The sequence below is a fragment of the uncultured Ruminococcus sp. genome, assembly GCF_937915125.1.
Classification (GTDB): Bacteria; Bacillota; Clostridia; order Oscillospirales; family Ruminococcaceae; genus Ruminococcus_C.
This window is the reverse complement of record NZ_CALDMP010000015.1, coordinates 1-20,055: the sequence shown is the minus strand read 5'-3', so window position 1 is coordinate 20,055 and position 20,055 is coordinate 1. Positions and strand designations below refer to the sequence as shown.

Here is a 20,055-nt window from a genome sequence, read left to right as displayed (position 1 = left end):
AATACACAAAGTATTCACTCCGCTTTTTGTTTCATCTGACGAAAAATCTGACTGCGCACCTGATGCACAATCTTTGTGCGGTATTGCCTTAAGGAAGAAGTTTTATCATAAGAAGTTGTCGGAAATAAATCGGTTCAGTCTCCTGATATTAGTATTCATCATAATACCCAGTATCAAAGTGCTCATTCACCCGTGCATCCGAGAAGAAATTGTCACTGAGTGGAAGAATAACATAGATCTCACTATATTCCTCTTCATCGTCCGATGTCACGTAGGGATAGAGCCAGACTTCTGCATATGCCTCACCAGCCTGGACCGGTCTGTCCTCTGCATATTCCAGAAGCAGCGCATAGCTCTCCAGTTCGCCCAGCGGTGCATCGTCTGCATCGTCATAGCAGTTTGCATATTTGTAGGAGCCATTGATCGTTCTGCCGTAGGCATTGACATTCAGTGAAGCGTTTATATTGGAATTGTGCAAGAATGCGTCACGGGAATCTGCCTGTGCATCGTAGAGCATATCATAGTATTTCTGGAGGGTTTTCGGCATCAGATCGGCATAGATCGGACAGCTGATAGTCAGATTATAGCCATTTGCACGGAAGGTGTAGCCGAAGCTTACTGAGCCGCTTGCATATTTGGTCTGCTTTTCATAGAACTTTTCAAAGGGAACGGTTTTCAATTCTTCTATGTAGGAGTCATACAGGGATTCTACGTCAAAGTCTTCCGCACCTGTGTATGTCTCTAAGTACAGCGTGTTCTCAACCGGTTCCGGCGGCGTCATCCATGCCTTGACGAAGTCCTCGTTGCTCTGTAACGACTCAATAAGTGTGTTGGCTTCGGAATTCGGGATCATAACGGAACGATACAGGGTATCATCCTTGGTGCGGATGGTGACAGTATAATCTGTATATGCCTGTGCGCCGGAATAGTTATAGTATTTGTTAAAGTAGGAATCGTGTCCCTTTTCCCATGTTTCAATGTTCTCATTCAGGTAGTAGGATACCAGAGAAATGACGGTGGGATCGGTGATCTTGATCTTCTGGCTCTCCAGATTTACGTACTCTCCATATTCCAGATTGGCACCCTGATAAAGGGTATTGTTGCCGCTCCGGAAAGATACGCTTTCGATCTCCTGCACTGCCGGACGCTGATCCAGGATCTTTTCTTGCGCCACATGCATGCCCAGCAGGATACCGCCGTTCAGGACAGCCAATACTGCCAGACCCGGCATCGCCCGGAGCAGATTATGCCATTTTTTTGTGGTGATCAGCTCATAGGTGAAATAGATCAGGAGGGCAATGATATACAGGATCAGGAATACAAACCAGTCATCGCCGCTCAGCCCCTGTTGCAGACAAGCGTGCAGTGCCGCAGTGACAAAGACACAGTAGGTCATAGTTACCACAATACGGTAGATATTCTGGAGCATCCGGCTGGGTGCCGACTGTCCGGCGGCTTCACTGCGGCGGCGGCAGAACAGCCATGCGCCAACGGCGAAGTAGATCAGTGCCAGAAGCAGGGTGTAGACGATCGCCTGCCAGCCGGGCTTGAATACATTGACAATGCTGTCGCTGAAGTTGATACCAAATAATCCGTTGACCAGAGAGAACAACAGGTTGTTGCTGCTGCGGAAAAAGCTGTCGGATTCCCCTGCGCCGTACATAAAGGGCATATTGCCTGTAACCGCTTCGCTCAGGAAATAAATGCAGAACCGAGGCAGAAACAACAGGATGGCGGAAAACAGCACGTTTGTGAATACAGTTCCCGTGAGACTCATGGCAATGAGAATGCCGGAAATCATCAGGGCACAAGTGAGGAAAATACTGCACAGATAGGGCAGAATGGTGTCGTATAATAGAGTGATGTACTGGTGGGTGATGGCACAGGAGATGAGAGAAACCACGGTGCTCACTGCCATCAGCAGTACGACCCACAGGAGAATTGCTCCGGCATAGCTGAGATAGAGGGTGATGCGTTTGTGGGGCATTGCGTGATACAAATCAGAAGCGGCACGGCTGTCCAGAAAGTGGAACAGTACCAGAGCCATCAGCGGTGCAGCTAACAGCACTACAAGCAGCAGGGGATTTGCACTCCAGGCATTCCACGCCTCTGTGACATAATAGGGATCATTTGCTACATTGACCACATGACTAATGGGCATAAACAGGGCACCCAGTACCATAATTACCATGGCAAGAATGCCGATCATCTGGCACTGCCGGAATCCCTCCCGCAGCAGTCCCAGGGAAAATATTGATTGCTTTTTATTCATCTTACAAATCCTCCTCTTGCGTGAAAATAGGTCACTGCACATACTGCCGCCAATCCCAGCACCAGCAGCAGGATGACCAGATTGGTCAGAAACTGACGGCGCATTTCCCGTCTGTCATGATGATGGTAGGAATAGCGTTTCTCAAGATTTTGCACTTGTAGCACCCTCCTCGTTCATTTCGTCGATCTGGAACGTATAGCCCAGGGTTTCCATTTCATAGGTGAAAATCTCCTCCAGTGACAGGGGGAGCACATCCAGGAGAATGGGCTGCATGGCACGGAGTTTCTCCACAATATCGTCACGGTCACCACCTACGATCATATTTGCCACGCTGCCGTTCTTTTCAAAGTGGGAGATCTGGATGCCGTCGAACTTGGACTTATCATATTCCTCCCGGAATGCGATCTGAATCTTGAACTGGGAGGTCTTGAGGTTTTCGATGTCGCTTTCCAGCACCAGACCGCCCTTGTGAAGCAGTGCCAGCTGGTCGCAGATATCCTCCAGCTCCCGGAGAGAGTGAGAGGTGATAATTGCCGAAGCCCCTCGCTCCAGAACATCCTCGCAGATCAGCCGCTTCACGAAATTTCGCATGACCGGATCCAGACCGTCAAATGTCTCGTCGAAAAAGAGGTAGTCCGGCTTGCAGGACAGTGCCAGAATGGTCGCTGCCTGGCGGCGCATGCCCTTGGAGAATTGTCCCAGAGATTTGTTCCGGGGCAGCTGGAGCTGGTCGCAGAGCTTGTGGAACTGTTTCGGATCAAAATCCGGGTATGTATTGCGGTACATCCGTTCCATGCGGTTTAGATTGGCGCCGGCGAGGAAGTACAGTTCATCGGGCACATAGGCAATGCGGCGCTTTACGGACGGATTATCCCAGACCGGCTTTCCGTCAATGAGGATTCGGCCGCCGTCCGGCTGGTATACACCGGTGAGGGCACGCAGAAATGTGGATTTTCCGGCGCCGTTGGAGCCGACCATGCCATAGATGCAGCCGGAACCGATGGTACATGTGACATTTTCCAGTGCGGTGAAATCCTGAAACCGCTTTGTGAGATTTTTTACTTCGATCATACTGTAGTCCCTCCCGATTGGTTTTGATTTTTTGCGTCTGCAAATGCCTGTTCCACACAGGCACTGATCTCTTCTTTGGTCACGCCGGCAATCGCCAGCTCTGTGAGCAGTTCTGTCAGATCTTTCATCTTTGCACGCCCTTTCTGTAACAGCTTCTCCTGTGCGTCTGCGCAGACAAAATAGCCTTTTCCCGGTACAGACTGGATCAGCCCACGGGCATCCAGGTCTGTATATGCCTTTAAAATGGTACGGGGATTGATGGAATTGGTCATAGAAACGCTCCGCACCGATGGGATCTGACTCCCCGGCAGAAGCACGTTTGTTAAAATAAAGCGTTCTACCTGTGCAATGATCTGCTCATAGACAGGCTCTCGTGACATGGGATCAATCTGAAACATGGCAAAACCTCCATTCCTGTTCTGATGTATGCATGTGATTCCAATTCAGTTTCAGCATAATTGTTTATGCGTTGTATGCGTTATAAGTGTTGTACACTTCATGCAACACATACAGTATAGCATATCCCAAAGACGTTGTCAAGGGGTGTTGGAAAAAATTATTTCAATCGTAGGGAACGACCCCCGTGTCGTTCCCTTCAACATGAAGCATCTGACGGCATAACAAAAATTATTTCGTTCGATGTGGAACATCTGGCGGAACGACACGGGGGTCGTTCCCTACGAGAATCTGCTTTGATTCGTGAAAAATTCCCTCTTGACATCTCTTATAGAATCTGCTATAATATGAATATGAAAACCATTTTCAAATTGGAATCGAACGGGGGACGTGAAGCGCCCCTGTTTTTCTGCCTTATGAAAGGAATCATATGAGACGAAAATTGGCACTGACGCTTGCTGTATGCCTGGGGTGGTGTTTTCTGCTGACAGGCTGCGGCGAGGCCGTGGAAACTGTGGGACAGGTGCAGGTGGTCTGCACGATATTCCCGGAATATGACTGGACACGCCGGATCGTCGGTGATGTGGACGGGGTGGATGTGACGCTGCTGGTGAAAGGCGGCACAGATCTGCACAGCTATCAGCCGTCTGTAAAGGACATTGCCGCCATCTCCCGGGCAGATGTATTCTGCTATGTGGGTGGTGCGTCGGATCAATGGGTGACGGATGTGCTGGAAACGGCGGAAAATGACACTGTCCGGGTCGTTTCCATGATGGAGGCGGCAGATGCTGACGAGGAAGTGATCGTGGAGGGAATGCAGGAAGAGGAACATCACCATCATGACCATGAGGAACACGAGGACGAAGATCACGACCACGAAGAGGAGGAAGAACTGGACGAGCACGTCTGGCTCTCCCTGCGCCGGGCACAGCCCGCCTGCGAAGCTATCCGGGATGCCCTTTGCGAAGTGGACCCGGCGCATGGGGCGCAGTATCAGGAAAACTGTGCTACCTATATTCGTGAATTGCAGGCACTGGATGAGAAATATCAGGAGATGATGGCGGATGCTGTGCGCAGTACCATTCTGGTGGCAGACCGGTTTCCTTTCCGCTATCTGGCAGAGGATTATGACCTGACCTATTATGCGGCATTTCCGGGCTGTTCCGCAGAGACGGAGGCAAGCTTTGAGACGATTGCCTTTTTGTCCCGGAAACTGAAGGAATTGAAATTGCCCTGTGTTCTCGCTGCGGAAGGCAATAATCAATCCCTTGCCCGGACAGTGCTGGAAAACGCAGATTCTGATGGGAAAATATTGGTGCTTAATTCTCTGCAATCTGTGACCCAGGAGGAAATGGATGACGGTGTGACCTACTTGTCACGGATGGAGGAGAATCTGGAGGTATTGCACAAGGCATTAACTGTGGAATGAGGATGTTAAGGAAGCACTGATTTAAAATAGAAAGTATGGTGAAAGATATGGCACAGCTGACTTGTACCGACCTGACCTTGGGATATGAGGGGGTGCCGGTGACGGAGCATCTGTCCTTCTCGGTAAATGCCGGGGATTATTTGTATATTGTAGGAGAGAACGGTTCCGGAAAAAGCACGCTCATTAAGGCGCTGCTCCGGCTGAAAGCACCCATGGCAGGAAAAATCGAAACTGGTGACGGCCTGCAGCCGGAGGAGATCGGCTATCTGCCCCAGCAGACGGCAGTGCAGCGGGATTTTCCGGCGTCAGTGCAGGAGATCGTCCGTTCGGGCTGTCTGAACCGTAGCGGATTCCGTCCCTTTTATACGAAGCAGGAAAAACAGCTTGCCCAGGAAAACATGGAACGGCTGGGAATTGCCCATCTGGCAAAGCGGTGTTATCGGGAACTGTCCGGCGGTCAGCAGCAGCGTGTCCTTCTGGCACGTGCGCTGGGTGCGACTCAGAAAATGCTGCTGCTGGATGAACCGGTGACGGGACTGGATCCCAAGGCGCAGACGGAGCTGTATGAGCTGATCCAACAGCTGAACCAGCAGGACGGCATTACCATACTTATGGTTTCCCACGATATGGAAGCGGCGGTGCGATACGCCACCCATGTGCTGCATATCAGCAAAACGCCGCTGTTTTTCGGGACAAAAGCGGACTATCTCAAGAGCAAGATCGGGCAGGCATATACCGGGGAAGGGACGGTGTGAACAATGGGACTCTGGGAACAACTGACAGGCTATCTGTCCTTTACATTTGTGCAGTATGCGCTGATTGCCGGGGTGCTCATTGCCCTTTGCTCTTCGCTGTTGGGCGTAACACTGGTGCTGAAACGGTTTTCTGTCATTGGCGATGGATTGTCCCATGTGGCATTTGGTGCTCTGGCAATTGCCACGGTGCTGCGGCTGGACAATGAGATGATCCTGGTTATGCCGGTGACGGTGGCATGTGCAGTATTGCTGCTGTGCGCCAACCAGAGTGCAAGGATCAAGGGGGATGCCGCTATTGCCATGCTTTCGGTGAGTGCCCTTGCCATAGGCTATCTGGTGCAGAATCTATTTTCCGCTTCGGCGAATGTTTCCGGGGATGTGTGCAGCACTCTGTTCGGTTCCACGCTGATCCTGACTCTGTCGGAAACAGATGTGTGGCTCTGTGTGGCTATGTCTGTGGTGGTGATGGCGATCTTTTTCCTGTGCTATCACAAGATCTTTGCAGTGACTTTCGATGAGACATTTGCAGCGGCAACGGGTATCCGTGCGAGAATGTACAATTTCCTCATTGCCGTGGTGACGGCAGTGATTATTGTCCTTGCCATGAATTTGGTGGGGTCTCTGCTGACTTCGGCGTTAATTGTTTTCCCTGCACTGTCGGCAATGCGGCTGTTCCGGAGTTTCCGGGGTGTGATCGTGTGTGCGGCGGTGATCTCAGTGGTATGCGCTGTAGGCGGACTGCTGATCTCCATTCTGGCGTCTACACCGGTAGGTGCAACTATTGTTGCAGCGGATCTGGTGGTGTTTCTGGGATGCTGCGGCGTGGGAGCGCTGGTGCGGCGGAAATGATATGAGGTCACCTCTAAAAACCCCGATTTTTAAAAATTGAATAACGCATTTAAGCCATTTCTGGGCAATCATTTCAGCAAAAATATAGGGCAATACCGCACAAAGATTGTACGTCAGATGCGCCGTCAGATTTTTCGTCAGATGAAACAAAAAGCGCAGTGAATACTTTGTGTATTCACGAGCATTTTTGTGAAATATGACGGAAAAGATGCAAGCATATGACGTGCAAAGCCGTCAGGCGCTCTTTGTGCGGTGTTGCCATAGGTTTTTAGAGATGCCCATGATAATGAAACGGGCGGACAGGTGGAGTTGTGTCCGCCCGCTTTATATCGAACTTTGTAAAATTGACAGACACTTTTTCCCGTGCTATAATAAAAAGAGGAAAACACGCCATACTATGCAGGAGGAATCCTATGCGGATACGATATCTTTTTCTCATTCCCGAAGCGGTCTTATTGTTCTTTTTTGTTGCGCCGGTGTTCAAGCGCATTTGCAATCCTGGCAATATCGGCGGTGCGCTGGGCTGTCTGTTTCTGATGGCACTCACGCTGTTTCCCCATGCGTTTGGGCAGCTGTTCCGCCGGATATGGGAGCATCTCCCCGGGAAGATCGGGCTGTCTGTGCTGGGCGTATTGGTCGCCGCCGGGCTGATCTTTTCCGGCGTCATGTCCGTGCAGATGGCACGTGCCATTGCGCATACACCGGAAACTCCCGAGACAGTTGTGGTACTGGGCTGTAAGGTCCGGGGCACAAAGCCCAGCGCCATGCTGACACGTCGGCTGGAGGCGGCACTGGAATATCTGAACGAAAACCCCTCTGTTTCCTGTGTCGTTACCGGCGGACAGGGTGCCGGGGAGGATATTCCGGAGGGACAGGCGATGAAAATCTGGCTGGTGGAACATGGCATAGCGGAGGAACGGATTCTGGTGGAGGATGCATCGGCGGATACCCAGGAAAATCTCCGCTATACAGCGGAAATTCTGGGGGAAAACGGACTAGGCACGGAAATTGTCATTGTGACGGACGGATTTCACCAGTATCGTGCCGGACTGCTTGCGGAAAAAGAAGGGCTGGAAGCATCGGCATACAGTGCCTATACCAATCCGCTCTATGTGCCCACCTATTGGGTGCGTGAGTGGATGGCATTGTTTCAGCTGCTGGTGCTGGGTCACGGTTGATGGAAATGAGGCATTAGGAGTGGCGGTATCGCCTGCGGCGATGGATTTTTATTTTCAAATGGTACAAGTTCTACTATCCTTCGTTACATATGCTACTGAGAGAGGAGTGTTTTCATGCTGGAGCAATTGACGCCGCGGGTGTACCATCTGCGGTTTTCCCAAACAAAGGATCGTCCGTCTTTGGGATACATCCGGGGAGATCGGTTTTCCCTTATGGTAGACGCCGGGAATTCCCCGGTACATGTGCAGGAATTTCGGGCAGCAGTGGAAGAAGCCGGTTTTCGTCCGCCGGATTTGGTGGCACTAACCCATTCCCACTGGGATCATTGTTTCGGGTTGAGTGCGTTGGAAATCCCATCCATTGCCTGTGTACAGACACGCCAGTCTCTGGAAATGGTGTCAAAGCTGCAATGGACGCCGGACGAACTGGAGAAAAATGCGGAAAAGGGCATTGTGCCCCGTCTGTGTGTCCCGCGGATCCGGGAACATTTTCCGGAGCTGGAAACCATCCGGATAGCACTGCCTACGCTGACATTTTCCGAGTCCATGACCATAGATCTGGGCAACTGTACCTGTGTTCTACAGCATGTGACCAGTCCCCATGCCAGAGATACAACGATCGTGTGGGTGAAAGAGGAACGCATGGCGTTTCTGGGGGATGCAGTCTATCAGGAACTGGTAGGGGATGTATGGACAGAACGTCCGGAGAAGCTGCGGAAACTGGTAGAGGAACTGACACCGTTGGATTTTACCATGTGTCAGCCAGCGCATCAGAGAGCAATGACAAAGGAGGAGCTGCTGACCTGGTTTGCCCGGCGAATTCAGCGCGCAGAGGAAGTATAGGTAAGGCAACACCGCACAAAGAGCGCCTGACGGCTTTGCACATCATCTGCTTGCAGATTTTCTGTCATATTTCACAAAAATGCTCGTGAATACACAAAGTATTCACGAGCTTTTTGTTTTATCTGACAAAAAATCTGACTGCGCATATGACGTACAATCTTTATGCGGTATTGCCATAAAAATGGGGCTGTTGCAAGGACAGTCAAATCCTGGTTCACGAGGCGATTGGGCATCGCACCGTTTTCCTGTGGGATTGACTGTCTGCAACAGCCCTTTTGTTATGCTGTAGTATGTACCGTTTTCTTTTTCCAGATACGTTCCAGAGCGAGACCTGCCAGGAAAGCGACCACATCGCCGAATGTGGAAATAATACGCATGGTGACGGCGTAGAGCATAATGGTATCCGTGCTCATAAAGCTGCCGCACATGAGTACCATGACAGCTTCCCGGATGCCGATGCCGCCGGGTGCACCGGGGGTAACGAAGCCGATGATCCACGAGAAGAGGTATGTTCCCAGAAACAGCCCCATTTTTTCCGCCGGAACGTCAAACATGAGATATGCCGGCACGGCGTACATTACAGTAGAGATGACATATTGGGTCAGATAAAGCAAAAACACCATGAGAAGCCGTGGGAGAATACTGCGGCTCAGAAGCCGGCGGTATTTTTCGAAGTACCGCCGGAGATGCTCCCGGAATTTCCAGCGCAGAATGACAATTGCCAAAGCGAGTACCAGGATACCCACGCCCAGGACAATGAGGAAATTCCTGCGGTAGGTCACGATGAGTTCCAGCATATCCCGTCCCATGAGGATGACAATGAGCAAAAGGGGCGTGAGCATACAGCAGATAATATCCAGCACTGTGGCACATGCCACATCTACGTGGCTGATATGGAGGTCAGCGGCAAGCTGATTCCGTCCCACATACTGAAAGATGTTTCCGGGAACGTATTTCATCAAATTGGACTTGGTATAGACCGGGAGGGCATCCCGGACGGGAATCTGGATACCGGAGAGAATGCGGATGAACCGCAGCCACGGCATGGTCATAAAGAGCACCATTGCCGCCTGCACCAGAGTGCAGCCGCAGATAATGGCGAGGGTCTTTCCGTGGGCAAACATAGACCAGTCCACATCCATGGTGACGATTTTTTTCACCACAAAGACCATGGCAATGACAGTGATGATCGTGCCGATGAGTTTATAATATTTTTTGAGAAATCCCATGAAACGTCCTTTCTGCGGCATCTGCCGCCGAGTGAAGTTATTGTCTATTGTAGCATGTTTTTGGGGGAATGTCAAACCGCACTCCGCCACCATTGCCACGCAAATCAATTTTTAGATTATATGCTGTAAAATAAATCATTCTATGTAAGGGCGAACATTGTTCGCCCGCCAAAAATCCAGGCAAACCGCAACGAGCGACCAATGGTCGCCCCTACAATAATCCATATTTTACAAAAATTGATTTTCGTGCACCATCGCAAAAAATGTTGCATTCTGGAGAAATATGTGGTATAATATAGGAGTATTCTAATTTTGAGAGGAGTTTTTGTATGAAGAATTTCAAGAATATTCTTGCGGCAGTGATCGCCGGAGTGGTTTGTGCGGTGAGTGTACCGTGGACAGTCAGTGCCGCAGAAGCCGGAGAAACTGGAACCTATGGCGATTTGACGTACACCGTGCTTGAGGATGGAACTGTTGAGATCACGGACTGCGATGAAATGGCTACGGAAGTGGAGATTCCGGCGGAGATTGATGGGATGGCGGTGACCAGCATTGGAGGTGGTGCTTTTTATGACTGCACCAGTCTGACCGAAATTACCATTCCGGACAGTGTGACCAGCATTGGAGATTATGCATTTGAAGAATGTATTGGTTTAACCGATATCACCATTCCGGACAGTGTGACCAGCATTGGAGAGTTGGCGTTTTATGGGTGCACCAGTTTGACAGAAATCACCATTCCGGACAGTGTGACCAGCATTGGAGGGGATGCATTCTATGAAACGCCATGGCTGAAAGCAAAACAGGAAGAAGATCCGCTTGTAGTAGTAAATGATATTTTAATTGATGGGAAGACATGTACCGGTGATGTTATGATTCCGAATACGGTGCGGTGTATTGGAAATAAAGCATTTTTCGAGTGTGATTATTTGACTTCTGTTGTAATTCCGGACAGCGTGACCAGCATTGGAGATAATGCGTTTTGTTACTGTGACAGTCTGACTGAAATTATCATTCCGGACAGTGTGACCAGCATTGGAATGGATGCGTTTTATGGGTGCACTAGTTTAACGGAAATCACCATTCCGAACAGTGTGACCAGCATTGGGTGGGGTGCGTTTAATGGATGCACCAGTTTGACCGAAATTACCATTCCGGACAGTGTGACCAGCATTGGAGAGAGTGCGTTTGATGGGTGCACCAGTTTGACCGAAATTACCATTCCGGACAGTGTGATCAGCATTGGATATAGGGCGTTTTTTTGGTGCACCAGTCTGACCGAAATTACCATTCCGGACAGTGTAACCAGCATTGGAAGGGATGCATTCTATGAAACGCCATGGTTGAAAGCAAAACAGGAAGAAGATCCGCTTGTAGTAGTAAATGATATTTTAATTGATGGAACGACATGTACCGGTGATGTTTTGATTCCGAATACGGTGCGGTGTATTGGAGATGATGCATTTTCCGGTTGTGATTATTTGACTTCTGTTGTAATTCCGGACAGTGTGACCAGCATTGAAGAGGGTGCGTTTTCTGGGTGCACCAGTCTGACCGAAATTACCATTCCGGACAGTGTGACCAGCATTGGAGGGGGTGCGTTTTCTGGGTGCACCAGTTTGACTGAAATTACCATTCCGGACAGTGTGACCAGCATTGGAGGGGGTGCGTTTTATGGGTGCACCAGTTTGACAGAAATCACCATTCCGGACAGTGTGACCAGCATTGGAGGGGATGCATTCTATGAAACGCCATGGCTGAAAGCAAAACAGGAAGAAGATCCGCTTGTAGTAGTAAATGATATTTTAATTGATGGGAAGACATGTACCGGTGATGTTATGATTCCGAATACGGTGCGGTGTATTGGAGAGTCGGCGTTTCGTTGGTACACCAGTTTGACTGAAATTACCATTCCGGACAGTGTGACCAGCATTGAAGGTTATGCGTTTTCTGGGTGCACCAGTTTGACTGACGTTTATTACAGCGGCACCGAAGAAGAATGGAACACTATTTCCATCAATAATATAGAAGGCAGTAACGATTTACTTTTAAACGCCACAATCCACTTTAACAACGTCGGAGAAACTACTACAACAACAGAAACCACCACGACAGCAGAAACTACCACAGAAACTACCACAACAACAGAAACGACAACAGACACCACAGAGCTTCCCCAATCCACCGGCGACATCGACGGCAACAACACGGTCGATGCCAACGATGCCTACCTCTGTCTCCTCGCCTATGCCAAACTATCTGTGGGCAGTGACTCCGGTCTGACCGATGCCCAAATTCAGGCAGCAGACGTAGACGGCAGCGGAACCGTTGACGCAAATGACGCTTACTATATCTTGCTGTACTATGCAAAACAATCCGTGGGACAGGATGTCTCCTGGGCGGAGCTTCTCAGCTGAGCCCTTGCTTCAGAACTTTTTCAAACCGGAACGGCACTGACCGCTCCGGTTTTTTGCTGTCCATCTGCAAGAAACGGTGCATACCTGCATAGAATAAAGACAGATCATCAGAACAGGAGGCATTCTCTATGTGTGGAATCACCGGTATGGTGCATATGGAACAGGATTTGCGGAAACAGGCGTCATTGCTGCGGCAGATGCAGGAAACGCTCAACCGACGAGGCCCCGATCAGGAGGGCATTTTTCTGGGGGAACACTGCGCATTGGCGCATACCCGTCTTGCAGTCATTGACGTGGAACACGGCAGGCAGCCCATGGAGACGACCGTCAGCGGCGAGACCTATACCATCGTCTATAACGGCGAGCTGTACAATACCCCGGAACTGCGCGGACAGCTGGAACGGGAAGGCGTACAGTTCCAGACCCACTGCGACACCGAAGTGATCTTGCAGTCCTACGCCAACTGGGGGCCTCGGTGTGTGGAACAATTCAACGGTATTTTCGCCTTTGCCATCTGGGAACACCACGCCCAGCGACTCTTTCTGGCGAGAGACCGCATCGGCGTAAAACCGCTGTTCTATGCAGAAATCCCAGGCGGTCTGGTGTTCGGCTCCGAGATCAAGGCACTCCTGAAGCATCCTGACGTGCCCCACGAGATCGACAAGATCGGTATTTCCGAGCTGCTCCTCATGGGGCCGGGACGCACGCCGGGTTATGGCGTGTTCCGGACGGTGCGGGAGGTGAAGCCGGCGTACTGCGGCTATTATATGCAGGGCACACTGCATCTGCACCCGTACTGGGAACTCCACGCCGCTGTCCATACAGAATCCTTTTCCCAGACGGCGGAGCATGTCCGGGAGCTTGTCACCGATGCAGTCCGGCGGCAGCTGGTGTCCGATGTACCCATCGGCACGTTCCTTTCCGGGGGATTGGATTCCAGCCTGCTTTCGTCCCTGGCGTGTCGGGAACTGCACAGCCGAGGGGAAGAACTGCATACCTTTTCCGTGGATTACCGGGACAACGACCGCTATTTCCAGAAAAGTCACTTCCAACCCACAAGCGACCCTACCTATATCCGCTGTATGGAACGATATCTGGGCAGCCAGCACCACTGGACGGTGTTGGATACACCGGCGCTGGCGGAGGCACTTTCTGCGGCAGTGGAGGCGAGGGATTTGCCGGGCATGGTGGATGTGGACAGTTCACTGCTGCTGTTCTGCCGGGAGATACGCCAGGAAGTCACCGTTGCTCTTTCTGGGGAATGCGCAGACGAATTGTTCGGGGGCTATCCCTGGTATCGTGACCCGGATGTGCGCCGTGTGAACGGTTTCCCATGGGCACAGAGCACCGCCTATCGCAGCCAGTTCCTGCGCCCGGAATTTGCGGCGGAAATTGACGCCCAGCAGTATGTGCAGGATGCCTATGCACGTACCATTGCCTCAGCGGAAAAGCTGCCGGACGATTCACCGCTGGAGGCACGGATGCGGGAAATGATGAAGCTGAACCTGGATTGGTTCATGCAGACGCTGCTGGATCGGAAAGACCGCATGAGCATGTACAGCGCATTGGAGGTGCGTGTGCCCTTCTGCGATTATCGTATTGCGGAGTATCTGTATAATGTGCCCTGGGAGTATAAGGACTGGAACGGCTATGAAAAGGGATTGCTGCGGACTGCCATGCAGGATGCTCTTCCGCCGGAGGTGCTCTGGCGGAAGAAAAGCCCCTACCCCAAGACACACAACCCCAGCTATCTGGCTGCGGTGTCCCATATGCTGGAAGAGGTGGTGCGTGACCCCCAGTCTCCGGTATTACAGCTGGTGCGCAAGGATATGCTGGAGCGTCTGCTGGCGAGCGAGGAGTCGGTACAGTGGTATGGCCAGCTCATGACACGGCCGCAGATCATGGCGTATTTTGTGCAGATAAATGATTGGTTGATGCGGTATCAGGTGAAGATCGTGTGAATAAACGGTGCGCATTCTTTTGGGGTGCGCACCATTTTTTGTTGAAATTTCTGAATTTTCATGACAGGATTGCAATCGCATTGGATTTATGGTATAATATGAAAAATACACTTTAAAATAGGAGGATAAAAAATGAGGACGTGGAAAAAAATTTGTGCCGTGGTGACGGCGGGAGTTATTTGTGCCGTGGGTTTGCCGTGGACGGTCAGTGCTGTGGAAGTCGGAGAGACCGGTACTTATGGCGATTTGGCGTATACCGTGCTTGAGAATGGAACTGTGGAGATCAGAAGCCGTGATTCTTCTGCAACAGAAGTGGAAATTCCGGCGGAAATCGATGGAATGGCAGTGACCAGTATTGGAGATGCTGCGTTTTACAACTGCACTAGTCTGACTGACATTACCATTCCAGACAGCGTGACCAGCATTGGAGAATCTGCATTCAGATACTGCGAAAGTCTGACCGAAATTACCATCCCGTACGGCGTGACCAGCATTGGAGATGCTGCGTTTGATAATTGCACCAATCTGACTGCAATTACTCTCCCGGACAGTGTGACCAGCATTGGAGAGTTGACGTTTTGGGAGTGCACCAGTTTGACAGAAATCACCATTCCGGACAGTGTGACCAGCATTGGGTGGAGTGCGTTTTATGGATGCACCAGTTTGACAGAAATCACCATCCCAGATAGTGTGATCAGTATTGGAGGGGGTGCTTTTAGTGGCACTCCATGGCTGGAAGCAAGAAAAACAGAGAATCCTCTTGTAATTATTAATCACATCTTAATTGATGGAACCACTTGTGAAAGTAATGTTGTTATTCCGGACAGCGTGACAGGTATCGGAGCGGGTGCGTTTGAAAGCTGCACTAGTTTGACCGCAATTACAATTCCAGACAGTGTGACAAGCATTGGAGATAGTGCATTTTCTGATTGCAACAATCTGTCCGAAATTATCATTCCGGGCAGCGTGACCGACATCGGAAGTCATGCGTTTAACGGCTGCACTAGTTTGACCGCAATTACAATTCCAGACAGTGTGACAAGCATTGGCAGTTGGGCCTTTAACGACACGCCGTGGTTGGAAGCAAGACAAGCAGAAAATCCTCTTGTAATTGTCAATCACATCTTAATTGATGGAACCACTTGTGAAGGTGATGTTATCATTCCGGACGGAGTAATAAGTGTAGGAAATAGTGCGTTTTGGCATTGTACCAGTCTGACTGAAATCATCATCCCGGACAGCGTAACTAATATTGGATATCTTGCGTTTTGCTACTGTCCAAGTCTGACCAAAATTACTATTTCAGATAGTGTGACAAGCATTGGAGATAGTGCATTTTCTGATTGCTATGGTCTGACTACAATCACCTTCCCAGACAGCCTGACAAGCATTGGGGATGGTGCATTTTCTAATTGCGGGGGTCTGACTACAATCACCCTCTCAAATAGCTTGACAAGCATTGGAACTGCAGCATTTTTAAGCTGCGAAAGTTTGACCGATGTTTATTACAAGGGCACGAAAGAAGAATGGAATGCCATTGAAATATATTCAAACAATTATTGCTTGATAAACGCCACCATTCACTTTGAGAGTGAAGCTCCTGAAATCATTTATTCCACCGGCGACATCGACGGCGACAGCACCATTGACGCAAACGACGCCTACTTCTGTCTCCTCGCCTACGCCAAAATCTCCGTCGGTCAGGACTCCGGTCTCACCGATGCACAAATACAGGCGGCAGATGTGGACGACGACGGCAGTATCACCGCCAATGACGCTTACTATATCCTGCTGTACTACGCAAAGAAATCCGTAGGTCAGGATGTTTCCTGGGATAATATCTTATATCCCTCTATGTACTTGTAAGGTTCTGATAACGCCCTCAAAATAACACAACAAAACCCCGTGTGCACAATACACGGGGTTTTTCCATTATTTAAGCTTGTTCTGTTATGAGCGGACGGTTCAAAATCTGCATGAATTCGTCTCCGGTGATGGTCTCGTGCTCGTAGAGATACTTTGCGATCTCGTGGAGTTTTCCCTGGTTTGACTGGAGCATCTGCATGGCACGGTCATACTGGGTCTGAATGATTTCCGTGACCTTCTTGTCGATCTTCGTCTGGGTCTCCATGGAACAGGTGAGGCTTGCGTCACCGCCCAGATACTGGCTCTGTACCGTTTCCATTGCCACCATGCCGAATTCTTCGCTCATGCCGAAGCGGCTCACCATAGAACGTGCCAGCTTCGTCGCCTGTTCAATATCGTTGGAGGCGCCTGTGGTGATCTCGTGGAATACCAATTCCTCTGCGGCACGTCCGCCGGTAAGCGTGGCGATCTTGTTCTCCATCTCCGTTTTCGTCATGAGGAAATGCTCGCCCTCGTCCACCTGCATGGTATATCCCAATGCGCCGGATGTCCGAGGAATAATGGTGATCTTCTGCACCGGTGCGGACTGAGACTGCATTGCTGCAACCAGGGCATGCCCTACCTCGTGGTAGGAAACAGTGAGCTTCTCCTTGTTGGAGAGTACCCGGTTTTTCTTCTGATATCCGGCAATGACAACTTCCACGCTCTCCATGAGATCTTCCTGTGTGGCACAGGATCTGCCCAGTCGTACAGCACGCAGTGCGGCTTCGTTGATGATGTTCGCAAGCTCCGCACCAGATGCACCAGCGGCTGTCCGTGCAATGGCGGAAAAGTCCACGTTGCCAGCCATCTTGATCTTTTTCGCATGGACTTTCAGAATATCAATGCGCCCCTGGAGATCGGGCAGCTCTACGGGAATTCGCCGGTCGAATCGTCCCGGACGCAGTAATGCCGGATCCAGGGATTCCGGACGGTTGGTGGCGGCGAGAATCACAACGCCCTTGGAACCGTCGAAACCGTCCATTTCCGTGAGCAGCTGGTTCAGGGTCTGTTCCCGCTCATCGTTGCCGCCCATCTGACCGCCGTCACGCTTTTTACCGATGGTATCGATTTCATCGATAAAGACGATACACGGTGCTTTTTCGTTTGCCTGCTTGAACAGGTCACGAACCTTTGCCGCACCCATACCTACGAACATCTCCACGAATTCCGAACCGGAAATGGAGAAAAAGGGCACATTTGCTTCGCCGGCAACTGCTTTCGCCAGCAGGGTCTTACCGGTACCCGGCGGGCCTACCAGCAGCGCACCCTTTGGCATGGATGCACCGATCTCCTTGTAACGCTCTGGCTTGTGGAGATAGTCTACAATCTCGGCGAGCAGTTCTTTCGCCTCCTCTTCGCCGGCAACGTCCTGGAATTTGATGCCCGTGGTGGACTTCACATAGACCTTGGCGTTGCTCTTGCCCATGCCGAACATCATGGAACCATCGCCGCCGCCCATACGCTGTGTCATTTTCTTGCTGAAGAAGTGGAACACCAGGAACATCAGGGCGATCGGCAGGACATAGCTGATTAAAATGTAAAGCAGGGGATTGGTGCCGCTGTCAATCTCTGACTTGAATTCTGCGCCGGAATCATAGAGACGGTCGATTAAATCCGGATCGTTTAACGTTCCGGTGCGGTAAATATGTTTTTCGTCCTTGTCGGTAAAAGTGATCTGGCTGGATTCGATCTGTACGGATCCGATCTCCTTGTCCTCCGTCATGCTGATAAAGGTGTCATAGCCGACTTCCTCCACCTTGTGGTTGAACAAATTCGGGAATACAAACGCCTGTAACAGCATAAATACGCAGAGGGCGATGATCCAGTAGGAGATCAAAGGCTTCCGGGGTTTCTTTTGTTCTTCCATATACACGCTCCTGTAGAACGGTGCAAAGCACCCATTGGCAATTGCTTATGATAGTACACATCATAACATATAAATTTGTCGAACGCAAGCGTTCTGTGTGAAAGTTTGATGATAAATCCAGCCGATGTGCCGGGCTTTCGTAGTACCCTGTCACATCTAAAAGTTTATTCTGTTGCAAACGTCCCACCGGGACGTTTGCAAAATTTCATATACTGAAAAGGTCTCACAAGGCGGGGCGGTCTTGTTCGCCCCGCCTCGAAAAAGCTGTCGCTTTTTCTCACCACCCTCTCCGCGCGCCGGAATACGGCGCAGGGTATTTCGCCGTCTGCGGACGGCGACCAGGGACGCTGTCCCTGGACTCTGCCAAGGCTTGCGCAGCCCTGGACCTGCGCCAGCTGTGCTCAGCTGGACCAGCATGATGAGCAACCTTTTTGAAAGTGGATAAGATATATTTTTAGATGTGACAGGGTAGTAGATAGAATTGAGGAGAGAGCGCAAATGATTTCCATGTGCATTCGAAAGCTGCACTTGACAGTCATTTCAAAGAATGCTATAATTGAAGAAAATAAAAACAACATTGGAACAGCCGTCCGGTGCAATGCCTTGGCGGCAGGAAACGGAGGAAACAACATGGCAAAAGCAAAGAAAGAAAAATTGCAATCCGAGCCGGGCACTACAAGATCCGGGAAGAAACCCGGCGGCGGTGCTGTCATTGGTTCGGTTTTGTTGTTTATTCTGACATGTATTCTGGGCATTCTCTTCTTGTGCAGTATGACAATGCGCACGGCACTGATCCAGGGGAGTCCCTCGGCTGCGCTTTCTAAGGTCGACCTGTCTCAGGCGGAGATCACAGAGAACGGCAAGACCCAGAAGCTGGGCATATGGATGTACGACTGGTACTTATGGGATGCGCCCAATTTGTCCCAGGAATATGCCGAAATAGTGACGGCACAGCCGGAAGTCAACGAATTTTTCCGCGATTATCTGGATGAATTCGGGGCTTATCTCACCAAGGAAAGCGACACCCTGCCGGAACTGGATGTGAATGACATTGCAGATCTGATGCAGGTGGATCTGGCGGCACGGATGCAGAAGGAGACCGGCGTGACCTTTGCAGAAGCAGATCGCCAGTCCATCCAGTGGAGCATGGGAGATGATATCGCCGACTGGAATGAGACGCTCCAGGCGACTGTGGGCTCCGGCTTCGGGAAATTTTTCGTGCGATTCTCCTGCACTATGCCGGGTGTGATCACCTTTGGTATTCTCACCATTATCAGCTTTATTCTGTGGCTGTGTCTGGCAATCAAAGGGCACTGGCGCAAGGGCAGATTCCTCACAGGCTATGGCTGCGCAGTTGCCATCCCCAGTCTGCTTGTACTGGCAGCCAGCGGCGCGCTGCTGTTGCTGGTGCATGTATTTGACGTGATCCCGGCACTTTCTTTTGCGGCGGAGGGACTTCCCACGCTATTGATGCCGGTGGTGTGGTCCAGCCTGACGGTGGCGCTCTGCGGCATGATCGTGGCATCCATCGGCATCTGCACCAACGCAGTTGTCAAGGCGAAACGGAAAAAGGCAGAAACTGCGGCAATGCAGCCGGCAGCTCCTGCGGCAGAACCGGAATCGGCTCCGGAATTCGTCTACGCTGCGACACCGGAAACAAAGGCAGAAGCCTCTGCCGCTGAACCCACGGCACAGTTCTGTCCCCACTGCGGCGCACAGAATGAACTGGGCAGTAAGTTCTGCGGCTCCTGCGGTCAGGAAATGTAATTGTACATAAGGCAACACCGCACAAAGAGCGCCTAGCGGCTTTGCACGTCATATGCTCGCATCTTTTCCGTCATATTTCACAAAAATGCTCGTGAATACACAAAGTATTCACT

General features: G+C 50.8%; 15 protein-coding genes and 1 CRISPR repeat array. Of the genes, 9 read left to right on the top strand and 6 right to left on the bottom strand.

All coding sequences use genetic code 11. The features are described from left to right. Positions 1-148: 148 nt before the first annotated feature. The 4 genes from Q0418_RS01415 to Q0418_RS01400 are packed head-to-tail and all read right to left on the bottom strand — an operon-like array spanning position 149 to position 3,741. Positions 149-2,272, bottom strand: a complete 2,124-nt coding sequence (locus Q0418_RS01415) for a hypothetical protein (protein WP_298481759.1) — start codon at positions 2,270-2,272, stop codon at positions 149-151. Then, a complete protein-coding gene (locus Q0418_RS01410) occupies positions 2,269-2,427 on the bottom strand; it encodes a hypothetical protein (RefSeq protein WP_298481758.1) in 159 nt (52 codons plus the stop codon). Before Q0418_RS01410 ends, Q0418_RS01415 begins: the two co-directional genes overlap by 4 nt. Continuing rightward, a complete protein-coding gene (locus Q0418_RS01405; protein ID WP_298481757.1) occupies positions 2,414-3,343 on the bottom strand; it encodes an ABC transporter ATP-binding protein in 930 nt (309 codons plus the stop codon). The genes Q0418_RS01410 and Q0418_RS01405 overlap by 14 nt, the downstream gene beginning before the upstream one ends. Then, the gene (locus Q0418_RS01400) at positions 3,340-3,741 is read right to left on the bottom strand and encodes a GntR family transcriptional regulator (RefSeq protein ID WP_298481756.1); all 402 of its coding nucleotides are present in this window, start codon (positions 3,739-3,741) and stop codon (positions 3,340-3,342) included. The genes Q0418_RS01405 and Q0418_RS01400 overlap by 4 nt, the downstream gene beginning before the upstream one ends. A gap of 428 nt (positions 3,742-4,169) precedes the next feature. Here Q0418_RS01400 and Q0418_RS01395 point away from each other — a divergent pair, with 428 nt between their 5' ends. The 5 genes from Q0418_RS01395 to Q0418_RS01375 all read left to right on the top strand — a co-directional run bounded on the left by Q0418_RS01395 (position 4,170) and on the right by Q0418_RS01375 (position 8,793). After that, positions 4,170-5,168: a metal ABC transporter substrate-binding protein gene (locus Q0418_RS01395; RefSeq protein ID WP_298481755.1), complete on the top strand. Its 999-nt coding sequence runs from the start codon at positions 4,170-4,172 to the stop codon at positions 5,166-5,168. Positions 5,169-5,215: 47 nt separating this feature from the next. Then, entirely contained in the window at positions 5,216-5,923 is a 708-nt protein-coding gene (locus Q0418_RS01390) for a metal ABC transporter ATP-binding protein (RefSeq protein WP_298481754.1), read from the top strand. Between the two features lie 3 nt (positions 5,924-5,926). Next, positions 5,927-6,772 (top strand): metal ABC transporter permease, encoded by an 846-nt coding sequence (locus Q0418_RS01385; protein WP_298481753.1) that lies wholly within the window; start codon positions 5,927-5,929, stop codon positions 6,770-6,772. 413 nt (positions 6,773-7,185) lie between these two features. Continuing rightward, on the top strand, positions 7,186-7,950 hold the full coding sequence (locus Q0418_RS01380; RefSeq protein WP_298481752.1) for a YdcF family protein: 765 nt from the start codon (positions 7,186-7,188) through the stop codon (positions 7,948-7,950). Positions 7,951-8,064: 114 nt separating this feature from the next. Then, positions 8,065-8,793, top strand: a complete 729-nt coding sequence (locus Q0418_RS01375) for an MBL fold metallo-hydrolase (protein WP_298481751.1) — start codon at positions 8,065-8,067, stop codon at positions 8,791-8,793. A 278-nt stretch (positions 8,794-9,071) separates the two neighbouring features. Here the strand turns inward: Q0418_RS01375 and Q0418_RS01370 are convergent, their stop codons facing one another. Beyond that, positions 9,072-10,022 carry a lysylphosphatidylglycerol synthase domain-containing protein gene (locus Q0418_RS01370; protein WP_298481750.1) on the bottom strand — a complete coding sequence of 317 codons (951 nt, stop codon included), beginning with the start codon at positions 10,020-10,022 and terminating at the stop codon, positions 9,072-9,074. 527 nt (positions 10,023-10,549) lie between these two features. Beyond that, positions 10,550-10,787: direct repeats of the CRISPR family, unit length 31 nt; unit sequence ACCATTCCGGACAGTGTGACCAGCATTGGAG. A gap of 107 nt (positions 10,788-10,894) precedes the next feature. On the opposite strand from Q0418_RS01370, the gene Q0418_RS01365 reads away from it, so the two are divergent. The 3 genes from Q0418_RS01365 (at position 10,895) to Q0418_RS01355 (ending at position 16,266) form a co-directional block, all read left to right on the top strand. Then, on the top strand, positions 10,895-12,439 hold the full coding sequence (locus Q0418_RS01365) for a leucine-rich repeat protein (RefSeq protein ID WP_298481749.1): 1,545 nt from the start codon (positions 10,895-10,897) through the stop codon (positions 12,437-12,439). 128 nt (positions 12,440-12,567) lie between these two features. After that, entirely contained in the window at positions 12,568-14,400 is a 1,833-nt protein-coding gene (asnB, locus tag Q0418_RS01360; protein ID WP_298481748.1) for an asparagine synthase (glutamine-hydrolyzing), read from the top strand. A 132-nt stretch (positions 14,401-14,532) separates the two neighbouring features. Beyond that, positions 14,533-16,266 (top strand): leucine-rich repeat protein, encoded by a 1,734-nt coding sequence (locus Q0418_RS01355; protein ID WP_298481747.1) that lies wholly within the window; start codon positions 14,533-14,535, stop codon positions 16,264-16,266. 70 nt (positions 16,267-16,336) lie between these two features. Here Q0418_RS01355 and ftsH read toward each other — a convergent pair whose 3' ends face one another. Next, complete coding sequence (gene ftsH / locus Q0418_RS01350) at positions 16,337-18,175, bottom strand: ATP-dependent zinc metalloprotease FtsH (RefSeq protein ID WP_298481746.1); 1,839 nt, start codon at positions 18,173-18,175, stop codon at positions 16,337-16,339. A 630-nt stretch (positions 18,176-18,805) separates the two neighbouring features. Between ftsH and Q0418_RS01345 the strand changes: the two genes are divergently transcribed. Then, a complete protein-coding gene (locus Q0418_RS01345; RefSeq protein ID WP_298481745.1) occupies positions 18,806-19,942 on the top strand; it encodes a zinc ribbon domain-containing protein in 1,137 nt (378 codons plus the stop codon). Positions 19,943-20,055: the final 113 nt, after the last annotated feature.